This window comes from Indolivaga alginatilytica, assembly GCF_003201355.1.
Taxonomy (GTDB): domain Bacteria; phylum Bacteroidota; class Bacteroidia; order Bacteroidales; family Dysgonomonadaceae; genus Dysgonomonas_A; species Dysgonomonas_A alginatilytica.
Genome location: NZ_QICL01000020.1, coordinates 1 through 12,147 on the forward strand (window position 1 = coordinate 1; position 12,147 = coordinate 12,147).

Consider the following 12,147-nt stretch of genomic DNA (forward strand, 5'->3'; position numbering starts at 1 on the left):
TTAGTATCAATAATTGAGTCTACTAAATTATTGTACTTTATTTTAACTTGTTTAATTGAATCTTGTGTAGCTTGTTCCTTCGCTTCTTCTATTAAATATAGTCTTTCTTCCTCTTCAAGTTCCATGACATATGATATAGAATCTTGTATTGCTTGTTCTTTCATAATCATAGTCTCTTCTTTAGTATATACACGTGTGCCATCTAAGTATTTACCTAAGAATCTTTGTTTAGCTCTATCATCCCAGATATAAAGTGTATCATTGCCATTATATGTTTCAGAGTAATCACCATATCTTGGATAATTAAAACGCCATCTACCATTAGGCAGTTTGCCAGCATTATCACCATCAGTTATTATATTTCCTGACCTATCCCAAGTTGCATTTCGTACTAATTTACGTTTGCCATCTTCGTATGCATATATTTTCAAGCTAATTTGCGTACCTTGATAATATTCAGCTTGTTCATTGATTGAACCATTTTCGAAATATGTCACGCACATTCCATGCAATTGGCCATGTTGATAGTTTAATGTACCAGCTAATCTACCATGTCTATCCCATGACGTGAAAAACCCATTATAATCCCCATTAGCATTTACTTGATACTGTGCATATGGTCTACATGATGGGCATAGTCGTTTAGTAATGGTACGTTGAGCGAATAATTGCAGTGAAAGCATAAATAGACAGATTACGCTTACAGTAAGTTTTAGTTTCATATGCATATAATTACAAAAACTTGGCTAATACGAAACATAAGGTTGTAATAATTATAGCAGAACCAGCAAGCCAAAATATTCGCTTTCTTCGTTTTTCCTCGAATACAGCCCAATCACTCTTTTTATTCGTAAAATAGTCTATCATTGGACTTTTAGGGTCTATAGTACTTAGTATAGCTAATCCTGTATCAAATTTCGATTTAGCGACACTTAGATTCTTATTTGATTCCTTAAGCCATAAATCTACGCAGGTTGACAATGTTGTTAATTCTTTAATTACAGCATTTTTGTTATCAGCACTAAATTCAATACTTATAATACTGTCTAATAATTTAGAGTTCTGTTCATATGCTAATGTTTTTCGTTTTTCCTTTTCAATAGCAACATAATCAACTCTAATCTGGTTTACAGATTGGCTTCTATTTGTGTCTTCTCTAATACCAATTCTATTGTCATCTGCATGTCTGCCATACAAACTGTTACCAATTGCGTTTCCTGTTTTCTTGCCAAATGCATTTTGTACACTGTCTAAAAATCCCATAATAAATTAGATTTGCTTTCTCAGTCCCAAAGAAAAGTTATATACAAAGGAAAGGCGTGAGACTATTAGACTTATATCAATGATAGGTTCTGGACGACCCCGTATGAATATAAGAAAAACAGCTCACGCCTTTGGTCGTTATATGTAGTTATACACACGCAAACCAAAGGAGAACATTTTTCACTATTTCCTCATACGGATTGAATTGTCCAGATTCATCATCGAGAAAAAGCACTAAACGCTTCCTATAATTATGTTGTCCAAAAGGACATTACAAATATACTAAACTTTATTAAAATTGAACTTATGCATATGCTAAATCATGGTATTTTAATCGCTTATGAATTGATGTTATAAACTGTATAAATCGTTCTCCATCAAGAAGATTTAGCGTATTATACCTATATGTAAACTCATTGCAATAGAATTGTAAATATTTAGGACTAACGGAATGGTAAATACCTATTAGTCCTCGTTTTAAATGAGACCAAAAGCCTTCAATTCCATTAGTATGAAAGCCTTCTTTGTTTTTATAGCTGCCTTTTTTATGATATACTACTTGATGTACGTATTCAGGTGATATTCCATGATAACCTTTCCATCCATCTGTTACAATAGTAGTGCCAGGTTTAATTAGACTATAAATTATCGTTTTCAGTGTTCTACCACTTGTATTAGGAACAACAAGTGTATATACTCTATCATGTGATAGTATGCCAACCACTGGAGTCTTTTGTTTAAGACTTCGTCCTTGATTTTGCCAAATACGCCCTTTAGGTTTTCCACCTACATAGGTTTCATCTATTTGTACTTCACTGTCAAATTTGTTAGCTATAAATCTATCTGTTTCATTAAGATTATGTCTTATTTTAGTAAGCATAAACCAAGCTGTCTTTTGAGTAACTCCGATGTCTTTAGATAATTGAATGCTACTTATGCCTTTCTTATGTGATAGAAATACATATATTGCATAGAACCATTTTTCTAAGGGAACATTACTACCCTCAAACATAGTACCTATTGTTACAGTAAACCTTGTCTTACACTCTCTACATTTATATAGACCGTTAAATTCACCTCTGTTCTTTAGTTTATAATGCTTTTCAGATTGACAATTACAGTGTGGACACTTCGGAATGCCTTGCCACCTAAGTCCTTCTAGGAACTCCCTACATGATTTTCGATCATGTAAATTCCTTAGTAGGTCTAAAAGTGACTTTGGTTTCATATTACCCTGTTTCGTTAAAAATGGGATAATACAGATATGGCAATCTTTTGTTCATTTTATTATGTTTAATAAGATTATATAAATATAATCAAAATATTTTAACTGATTAAATATCAGATACTTAAAATGAACATGTGGCCGAAAATAGTGTACTATTAATTAAACTTAAAAATTGTCAAATATTTAGGCATGAAGAAGTTACCTTGACTGAGCAATCAAGGAAATATTGAAGTAAATAGATTAAATACTAATTAAAGAATAAAATTATGATTACAAAAGTAGTTTATAGACAGTCTACTGACATTAAAGAAGTAAAGGTATATTTCTTAGGAATAAGAATATACCGTAAAATTTTTAAAGATTATCAAGGCAATAATCGTTATAAATAAAGTATGTTATAATTGAGTTTTAGCATATTCAAGAGAGCAAACAGGAAATTCTTTGAATATATTTTCATTTGCATCATGCCACATGCACTCAACATAATTGTCTTCATCTACATCCCCTACAACTACCATAGTACGGTTAGCTAATTTAGATTTAACGATATCACCTTTCTTAAAATTTGTATTTTCCATTATTGTATACTTTAAATATTAAGTCAACAAAGATATGATAATGACATAGTATGACAAATTTATAGCTACTAATTTTTATAGATAACTTTTCAGAATAATTAAGGTGCATCAATGTATATAGATGGGTTATGTTCTAAAAATCTATGAACAAGTAATCTGGTTGCTAATCTGCCTAGAAGAAAAACCAGAACTTAAGTTATTAATTGAAACTATAATTATTGAATCGCTTCAATTTATAGTTGCCTAAATGTTAGTAAAATCCACCTATCTACGAAATAGGTGGATTGTTTATCTAATCCTTATATGATATAATACCTTTTATGGAATTAATGTTTATGTATTAGTTTAGTGCATCAATGTATATAGATGGGGATATTTATTTTATCCGAACTATTTACTGGAGAATCAGCCAAGAGTAAGGTATCTCGGATCATAGAGAATATAGAAAAAGCTGGAGCTGAATCTTTATTAGTAAGCACGCTTGACACTATTGCGTGGATATTTAATATCAGAGGAAATGATGTCATATATAATCCTGTCGCAGTTGCTTATGCTTATATTTCGAGAAAGGAGACTGTGTTATTTATTAACCCTGAAAAGCTGTCTAACGAAATACAAGAGTATCTGGCTTCGGAAGGTATTACGATCTTGGGTTATGATAATATATATGATTTTACTTCCAAAATAAAAACCTCCGTATGTCTTGATAGTAGTAAAACAACTCTAAGCCTTTACAATGCAATTCCGCTAGAGAATAGGATTCTAGATATTCTGTCTCCTGCCGATTTAATGAAAAGCATTAAGAATGAAACCGAGATAAACGGTTTTAAAGAAGCCATGAAACGTGACGGTGTTGCTCTTGTCAAATTTTTCATGTGGCTCGAAAAAGCTGTTCCCAAAGGTGAAGTTACAGAATATAACATCGGGACAAAATTAGTTGAATACCGCAGCCAACAAACTAACTTTGCCGGAGAAAGCTTTGGCACTATTGCCGGATACGCTGCTAATGGAGCAATAAACCACTATCACCCCCACCCTGATACTTGTCTAGAAGTCAAACCCGAAGGTTTTCTTCTGATTGATTCGGGTGCACAATATCTGGATGGGACTACCGATATTACCCGCACCGTTGCTGTTGGTCGTATAAGCAATGAGATGAAAAAAGATTATACGCTAGTCTTAAAAGGACATATAGGTTTGGTATCTGCTGTATTTCCCGAAGGAACACGTGGCTCCCAGATCGACATTCTGGCACGAAAAGCAATGTGGGAAAACGGTATCAACTTTTTACATGGAACAGGTCATGGCATCGGTCATTATCTGAATGTACACGAAGGACCACACAGTATTCGCCTCGAAGAGAATCCGATACCAATACATGTTGGAATGATTACGTCAAATGAGCCGGGCATATACCGTGATAATAAATATGGAGTACGTATAGAAAACCTGATGCTTACCAAAGAGCATCTATCGACAGAATTCGGAAAGTTTTACGCATTCGAAACTATTTCGTTATGCCCTATAGATACTATTCCTATTATTAAAGAAATGCTATCAGACGAAGAGATTACATGGCTCAACAACTATCACAAAACAGTTTATGAACGTCTGTCCCCATTATTGAGTAGAGAAGAAGAGCAATGGTTGCGTAGCAGAACCTATCCTTTATAAACCAAACCAACAAAAAAAAGCAGGCAGTTACAATAAATGTAACTGCCTGCTTTTTTTTGATTTTTAGAGTAAGGTGTATAAGATTGATATATAAAATAACGGGCTTGGTATACAAATAAAGCCATTCTGTCTCTTATCAAAAAACAGTGTGCAGATAGGCTATATCTTCGCAGTATAAATAATCAGAAAATATAAATTAAAAATAAAACAACCGTTATGAAAAAGCTTATTTTATTATCAATCGTTCTGTGTTTTGTTGCAACTGTTAGCGCTCAAATCCGTTATGGAATTAAAGCCGGAGGAAATCTGTCTTTCTTATATACAAGTGGAAGCAATGAAGGTTTCAATTCAGATCAATATAACGGGAGATTCGGTTATCATTTTGGAGGTGTGATGGAATATTCTTTGTCTGAGATATTCTCTATTCAACCCGAATTAATGTATCTTAATCATGGTGCAAGCTTAAAGAAAGATAATTCTTTTGGGATGAAAGACGGGCATATTACTTTAAACACACTGCAATTGCCAATTAATTTGAAAGCATCTTTTAATATGGGTAAATCGAACAGTAAGGTGTTTGTATATGGAGGTCCTTATATCGGCTACAATATATATGGCAAAGTAGCAGGTAAGGTAGACGGTAAAGCAGTAGATAATGAATTATATACCAAGGATTCGAATATGAAACGCTTTGATTATGGTGTAGGAATCGGCGTAGGTATCGAAGTAAACAAATTCGTAATAAGTCTTGGTAACCAAATAGGAATGAATGATATCAGCGGATCTGAAAAGGGCAAGATGAAAACAGGTAACCTGAGTCTATCAGCAGGCTATTTCTTCTAATAAGGTTTTAAGCAATAAAAGAAGTAAGCGAGAAAAACTCGCTTACTTCTTTTATGTTATTTGATTGTGTTTACTTATTTTGTATCCAAATCTAACAACGACAGATAAAAAGCTTCCACATCCTTCCAGTGATAATATGGTAATATATCGCTTTTTACCGGAGGGATAAGAGTCTCTTTCTCGTGAAGGAGAAATTTCACAAGTATATCATCTGAGTTTTTCTTTTTAAAGAATATGATCTGAGCATTTCCTGCCATCGGTACAATTTTGAAATCGCTCCATGCTTTATAAAATTCCGAAGGCTCAGATACACTTGCATAACAATCCTGTAAATGCAAAAGGGCAGCCAAAGGCATCAGATTACCATCGTGCCCGAAACGAAAGGTTGCTCCTTTTCCTTCTGAATTAATAACCTCATTGGCACTATCGAGTATATTCCGAAGAAGTGGTTTGGCATTGCCCATCATTATACCTCCGTTTTGTGCCGAAGTTGCATCACATACATAGTGTCGGTAGTTTACGCATTGCCAAAGGTCAAAAAGTTCCTGTTTTTCGAACAAGTCATAAAAAGAAATGTCGGTTTCCATATTCTGCATATCACTTGCAATCCAATACAAAGCCCACATAAAAGAAAAAGGATTAACCCTTTTGGTAATAAATGTATTATCGGAAAATAAAGAAGATACCAACCGTTGTGGATTTGTATGGCTTTCTTCAAATTTACGGTACTCCTCACGCCAGATTCCGCCATCCTTGGCTCTGAAAGATAGAGCTTCCTCTGTATGGAAATTCATGTACTTCATATATTTATTACTCGATTCGCGCTCAATATCCAATGTAGGATTAAATTCTTTCAGACGCTCGCTAAAGGCATCCATACTAAGAACGCAGCGAATAATAATTGTCGAGCGAGCAGACATCTTAACATTATCGGTGAATACTTGAGGAAACGATTTATACATACGTTCGGCAATGCCTCTTTGCTGACGTACTCCCAAAGGAGAAAGATCTCCTCCATGTCCTTCAGCTTCTATCCAAACCTTAGACAAACGATTGTATGCATCTATACCCAATGGAGTAAGAGCATCTTTTTTATATGCCTCTTCAAGAAGATCAAGTACCCATTTATAATCCTGATCGCTTATAAGATAACGAGAACCATGACGACCGTAATGGCTTATATAAAAAGGTTCGTATCCTTTAGGTACAGGAGTCTGAGCCACTATTTCGTCTGATGGATAGGCATAATATACACTACCTGTTTTTTCGGGTGTTTCGAATATCTCCTCTTTTGTCGTTTGTGCCGATACAGAGCAAATGTTGAGAAACAAAAGGAAAAAAAGGAAATAGCCACTCTTCTGATTTAATCTTTTCATTATTTATATTTTAGGAGTAAGGTCACAGACCTGTTTATTAATTTGCAAGCATAAATATAATTACCTTTTAGAGGTGCAGATATTATATTAAATATACTCACAGTTAGTTGCTTTATTTAAAATTCCAGTCTCTTTTTATTAAAAAACCGATCATCCCCAAAAGCTGTTACTAAAAGCTGCCTCAAAAATCAAGGCAGCTTTCGTCACATGAAAAGGACGCATCACGCGCCCTTAAAAAAAGGATGTCGTGTTTTTATCTTGTATTACATTTTCCTATTTAATATCCCAGACCTTTTTATTGCTTTGGTAAGCAAAAAGCAATCGGTAGTTATGAATAGAAAGTATATTCTTAAAATACTTTCATTTACTTATTTGCATAGTCGGGATTTTGAGTCAGATATGGATTCACCGTAAACTCATCCTGAGGAATAGGGAAAAGGTTATACTTATCATTTACATCTTTACCCTGATAATTTCCTACTGCTCCATCACTTCCTTTCCAATCCCAGTTGTATCCTTTGGTAAACCTATTAAAGCGAACCAGATCGGTACGGCGTACAAGTTCGGTATGCAATTCGCGTGCACGTTCGTCCAGGATGAAATCAAGAGTCAGTTGACTGTCATTTATTCTTCCCGATACTCCATTACCGTATGCTCCCGACATGTAAGCTCTGTCTCTGATCTCATTCACATAATCCAAAGCCTGTGAACGGCTGGCATTCGCTCCCCTCAGAATTGCTTCGGCCGCCATCAGGTAAGCATCTGCAGTACGAAACATCGGATAATCGATAGAACTATAAGTTGTACCTCCTTCTTCCAGCACCTTACGATCTTTGGTCATATTACGCCATTTTATGCAAGCATATCCGTTCTCAAATTTCGTTGCCTGAAAATTACTTCCAACGATCCATGTATCTTTGGTATGTTTAGGGGTATAAAACTGAGCTCTTTTGTCTTTCTTATTATCGCCCCAAGTATCATTGATATCGAAGGTCTGGTCTGCCGGATCAAACATATCCACTAACTGAGATTTTACACGAGCATTCCCCCAAGAAGAAGAAAGCCCTATATATTTATTCATATCACCATTACTCAATGCCTTGAGAATAAAATTTGTACCAGCACTGTTAATTGTATTTACGCCATCTTGCGGCAGATTCCATATAATTTCTTTACATGTATTGTTATCGGCAAGGAAAATATGACGGTAATCGGAAGCTAAAGGGTATGTATTACTGTCGATAATCTTTTTTGAGTATTGGTATGCTTTTTCATATTCATTCTTTCCTACCCATGCCTCGGCATTCAGATATACACGGGATAATAAAAACCATGCTGCAGCCTGATCAACACGTCCGTATTGATTTGTCCCGACAGGTCTCATTTCAGTGGTCAACGCCTCTGTTTCCGAAACAACATAGTTGTAAATATATTCACGTGTTACTTGATTGGGAATAGTTCCTATGGCCATCGTTTCGTCTACAAACGGTCCCGATCCGTAAAGATCACAAATCATACTGTAACAATATGCACGGATAAAACGTGCTTCAGCGCGATAATACGGCATCTCGTCTTTCAATTCATCATATAATCCCCTGTTTTTCAAGTTACCGTCTGTCGACTCACGCAAGAACTCATTACAGTAGTTGATAGTCATATAAAGACGATAGTATGAATAACTGATAATCTTAGTCGATTGGTTCCAGTTCATAAACAAAAGGTCCCAGCTACCTTGTGAGCTACCCGAATGAAGTACTATTTCGTCAGTAGAACATTCCTGCAAGTAAAACAAAGACCGTGTGTATCCGCTATATCCGGTATCCATACCGCCAACATCGCCGTCTTTATCGGGGCCATCCTGTCCATTTAATATCAACGAACCGTAACATTTGGCCAGTACTCCCCGATAACCATCGGCTGTTTTGTATACGTTTATATTCAGAAGTTGTTTCTTATTAAGGGGTTCTGTATTCAAGTCGTCAAGGCACGAGGAGAATAGTATTCCCAGAATGACAACTGTCGCTATATATTTTAGTGAATTTATTATTTTCATAAATGTTTCCTCCGCAATTATTTAGTAAAGTAGGTCTAAGACCTTAAAAATTTAAGTTAAATGATAAAGTATAAGTTCTCGGGCGTTGGTAAATATTGTTATCAATCCCCTTATATATCTCAGGATCAGATCCCGAATAATTGGTTATTATAGCTATATTCTGTGCACTGAATGCCATACGCAACGAGCTTGATGAATTCCATAGTTTGTTGAAGGTATAGCCTAATGTTATATTATCAAATTTAAAGAATGCTGCACTTTCAAGAAAATAATCAGAGAAATACTGCTCTTTAGCAAAACCTCTTTCCAATGCTGTCTTTGATATATTACCTGACATTCCATCACCATAGAGACGGGTTAAAGACTGTTTTGCTTCCTGATAGTTAAATACATAATTACCAAAGCTACCATGCCCGTTTATACCGAAATCCCATTTTTTGTATGTCAAATGTGTAGATAGTCCGTAGAAATAAGGAACTCTTGAACTTTTATCGGTTATATACTTATTATCATCACTTTGTACGGTAGTTACAGACCCGTCTTTTGCTATATATTGTCCTTCCAACGGTTTACCATTGTCATCATATGCCTGTTTAAGCAAGAAGAAGGTATTGGGCGTTTCGCCAACTTTATGAATCTGAAGATCGTTTCTGTCGACACCTCCTGTTTTTACGTAACTGCCTTCTGTGTCAATAGTGGTAAGTTTGGTAATTTTAGACTTTCCGTAGGTAAAATTTCCACTGATAGTCCATTCCCAATCTTTGGTTTTCACAGGTATAGCACTTATGGCAAGCTCAAGTCCTTGTCCTTCCATATCGCCGACATTGGTGTTCAGTTTATTGGTGAAGTTACTTCCTCCCGGAACATAAATATCGTTCAGCAAATCTTTGGTATAGCGTTTATATGCATCTATACTACCATAGATACGGTTGTTAAGAAACCCGTAATCGAGACCTATATTGTACGTACTTGTAGTCTCCCATTTGATATGCGGATCATATCCATTAGGGCGGTACATATATAACCACTGGTCTCCAAATGGATATTGGGCGGCATTAGATGATATTGTATAAAGTGGTAAATAAGGGTGATACCCGCTTATGTCTTGCTGACCGGTTTGCCCGTAGCTCACACGAAGTTTTAAATCAGACAGAGGCTTTATATCCCTGATAAATTTTTCTTCAGTCAAACGATACGCTAAAGCCAATGAAGGAAAATATCCCCAACGATTGTCCGGTGAAAAGCGGGACGAGCCATCTGCACGGAAAGTAGCTGTCACCAATAATTTTTGGTTGAACGAATAATTGAGACGCCCGAAAAACGAAATCAGGTATAATACATCTTCATCGGATATAGAGGTATCCACTACATCTTTTACAACATCTTTCGGATTGTTACTATACCAAAAGCGTTGCCACTCATAACCTGCCATAGCATTGATGTTGTGCTTGGGACTTATGTCTTTTATATAGTTAGCAAATGCTGAAAGCACATAATTGGAGTTTCTGTAGTCCTCCGAATGAAATTTACCTCTTCCGTCATTTCTGTTCGATATATACATAGAGGGTGCCAAATCGGGTATGGTTTCTTCTTCTTTCTTCCGGCGTATGTCATAACCCAGATTCAGATTCAGGTGCAAGTCTTCAAAGCCATGAATTTTATAATCGGCGGCTACGTTACCCAGCGTACGGTATGTAGTATGCAATTTATCACTGAGTTTGAGCTCAGCTACAGGATTGGCTGCTCCCTGGCTTCTGGGTTTTCCATTATTGTCCATCCACATATAATATCCGAGCCCCACATTGCCGGGATAACTTTCGTATACAGGGCGGGTAGGATCAAATGAGATAGCACCGCCTACTACACCTGTCGAAACAGGGTTTTCGCGTTCCATACTTCCCTTCACATTGATATCCAACGACAAATGTTTATCGAAAAGTTTTGGAGACAAGCCAAGACCTCCATTAAAACGTTTGTAATTATTGGCATGCAACACACCGTCCTGACTCAGGTATCCTATCGATACACGATACGGAACTTGTTTGGTTGTACCTCCTACCGAAAGGTTATGCTCGGTACCAAAAGCAGCTCTGTAAATCTCCTTTTGCCAGTCTGTAGAGGCTGTTCCTAATGTAAAACTCTCTCCTTCGGGTAACTTTATAGTTCCATTGCTATATACATTGCGGTATTCTTCGGCAGACAACACTTCATAATACTCGGGTATTTTGCTTATAGAGAAATTTGAGCTATAATTAATCTGAGGTTTAGAGCTTCCTCCAAGACCTCCTTTTTTAGTTGTAATAATAATTACACCGTTAGAGGCACGTGACCCGTAGATCGCTGTAGCCGATGCATCTTTAAGCACTGTAAATGTTTCGATATCGTTCGGATTTATAAAACTGATAGAAGTATTATTCACAGGAACTCCATCAATTACAATCAAAGGATCTTGATTGGCTGATAATGATGCTCCCATACGGATACGGATAGTTCCGCCACTGCCGGGGGCGCCGTCTCCGGGTACGATATTTACACCTGCCACACGACCTATAAGAGCATCTTGTGCAGTTATCTGAAGACCTTTGTTCAGTTCATTGGGTTTTACGGACGTTAGTGCACCTGTTGCATCACCTTTCCTTACCTGTCCGTAACCAATAACGACTACTTCGCTCAATAATTCTGAGTCTTCATCGAGAACGATAGAGAGATTTGTTTTATTGCCAACAGCTACTTCTTTTGTTGTATAGCCTATATACGAGACTACCAAAGTTCCATCTGCCGGTGCAGATAATTGGAATTTTCCATCAAAATCGGTGACAGTTCCTGTAGAACTTCCCTTTACCATTACACTTGCTCCGATTACTGTTTCTCCGGATTTATTATCCTTCACAGTTCCTGAAACATGGATTGTTCCCGAATTCTGGGCTAATGAAGTAGAAAACGTGAATATTCCTACTAATAATAGTAAGAGTATTTCCCTCGTTCTTTTTTTGTTTTGTTTAATCGACTTTTCTTTCATCATGGTTAGATTAACAGATTTCTGGTTATTAGTTTTTTTCGGTTTCTCTTAAATCTTCGAACGGTATCAGATCTTTTTAGAATAAAGAATTAGTGCTTTTAAGATTCGTGAGT

9 protein-coding genes are annotated in these 12,147 nt (G+C 36.2%); 2 read left to right on the forward strand and 7 right to left on the reverse strand.

Annotated elements, in window-relative coordinates:
* From CLV62_RS14250 to CLV62_RS14265, 4 genes are all read right to left on the reverse strand, one after another.
* Nucleotides 1–722: toxin-antitoxin system YwqK family antitoxin (locus tag CLV62_RS14250; RefSeq protein WP_146212754.1), on the reverse strand; the 722-nt coding region annotated here is incomplete at its 3' end.
* A gap of 10 nt (nt 723–732) precedes the next feature.
* Nucleotides 733–1,263, reverse strand: a complete 531-nt coding sequence (locus CLV62_RS14255) for a hypothetical protein (protein WP_110311453.1) — start codon at nt 1,261–1,263, stop codon at nt 733–735.
* Nucleotides 1,264–1,567: 304 nt separating this feature from the next.
* Complete coding sequence (locus tag CLV62_RS14260; protein ID WP_110311454.1) at nt 1,568–2,491, reverse strand: IS1595 family transposase; 924 nt, start codon at nt 2,489–2,491, stop codon at nt 1,568–1,570.
* A gap of 395 nt (nt 2,492–2,886) precedes the next feature.
* A complete protein-coding gene (locus CLV62_RS14265) occupies nt 2,887–3,069 on the reverse strand; it encodes a hypothetical protein (protein ID WP_110311455.1) in 183 nt (60 codons plus the stop codon).
* Between the two features lie 366 nt (nt 3,070–3,435).
* Between CLV62_RS14265 and CLV62_RS14270 the strand changes: the two genes are divergently transcribed.
* Both CLV62_RS14270 and CLV62_RS14275 read left to right on the forward strand, forming a co-directional pair.
* Entirely contained in the window at nt 3,436–4,743 is a 1,308-nt protein-coding gene (locus CLV62_RS14270; RefSeq protein WP_110311456.1) for an aminopeptidase family protein P, read from the forward strand.
* A gap of 216 nt (nt 4,744–4,959) precedes the next feature.
* Nucleotides 4,960–5,586, forward strand: a complete 627-nt coding sequence (locus tag CLV62_RS14275; protein WP_110311457.1) for a porin family protein — start codon at nt 4,960–4,962, stop codon at nt 5,584–5,586.
* Between the two features lie 74 nt (nt 5,587–5,660).
* On the opposite strand, the gene CLV62_RS14280 is transcribed toward CLV62_RS14275, so the two are convergent.
* From CLV62_RS14280 to CLV62_RS14290, 3 genes are all read right to left on the reverse strand, one after another.
* A complete protein-coding gene (locus CLV62_RS14280) occupies nt 5,661–6,962 on the reverse strand; it encodes a histidine-type phosphatase (protein ID WP_110311458.1) in 1,302 nt (433 codons plus the stop codon).
* Nucleotides 6,963–7,326: 364 nt separating this feature from the next.
* Entirely contained in the window at nt 7,327–9,015 is a 1,689-nt protein-coding gene (locus CLV62_RS14285; protein ID WP_110311459.1) for a RagB/SusD family nutrient uptake outer membrane protein, read from the reverse strand.
* Nucleotides 9,016–9,058: 43 nt separating this feature from the next.
* Nucleotides 9,059–12,034, reverse strand: a complete 2,976-nt coding sequence (locus CLV62_RS14290) for a SusC/RagA family TonB-linked outer membrane protein (RefSeq protein WP_394337209.1) — start codon at nt 12,032–12,034, stop codon at nt 9,059–9,061.
* Between the last annotated feature and the right edge of the window lie 113 nt (nt 12,035–12,147).

What these genes read in the sequence shown, in the direction of transcription:
- CLV62_RS14255 (WP_110311453.1), bottom strand. Translation starts at nt 1,263, where the DNA reads ATGGGATTTTTAGACAGTGTACAAAATGCATTTGGCAAGAAAACAGGA.
- CLV62_RS14260 (WP_110311454.1), bottom strand. Translation starts at nt 2,491, where the DNA reads ATGAAACCAAAGTCACTTTTAGACCTACTAAGGAATTTACATGATCGA.
- CLV62_RS14265 (WP_110311455.1), bottom strand. Translation starts at nt 3,069, where the DNA reads ATGGAAAATACAAATTTTAAGAAAGGTGATATCGTTAAATCTAAATTA.
- CLV62_RS14270 (WP_110311456.1), top strand. Translation starts at nt 3,436, where the DNA reads ATGGGGATATTTATTTTATCCGAACTATTTACTGGAGAATCAGCCAAG.
- CLV62_RS14275 (WP_110311457.1), top strand. Translation starts at nt 4,960, where the DNA reads ATGAAAAAGCTTATTTTATTATCAATCGTTCTGTGTTTTGTTGCAACT.
- CLV62_RS14280 (WP_110311458.1), bottom strand. Translation starts at nt 6,962, where the DNA reads ATGAAAAGATTAAATCAGAAGAGTGGCTATTTCCTTTTTTTCCTTTTG.
- CLV62_RS14285 (WP_110311459.1), bottom strand. Translation starts at nt 9,015, where the DNA reads ATGAAAATAATAAATTCACTAAAATATATAGCGACAGTTGTCATTCTG.
- CLV62_RS14290 (WP_394337209.1), bottom strand. Translation starts at nt 12,034, where the DNA reads ATGAAAGAAAAGTCGATTAAACAAAACAAAAAAAGAACGAGGGAAATA.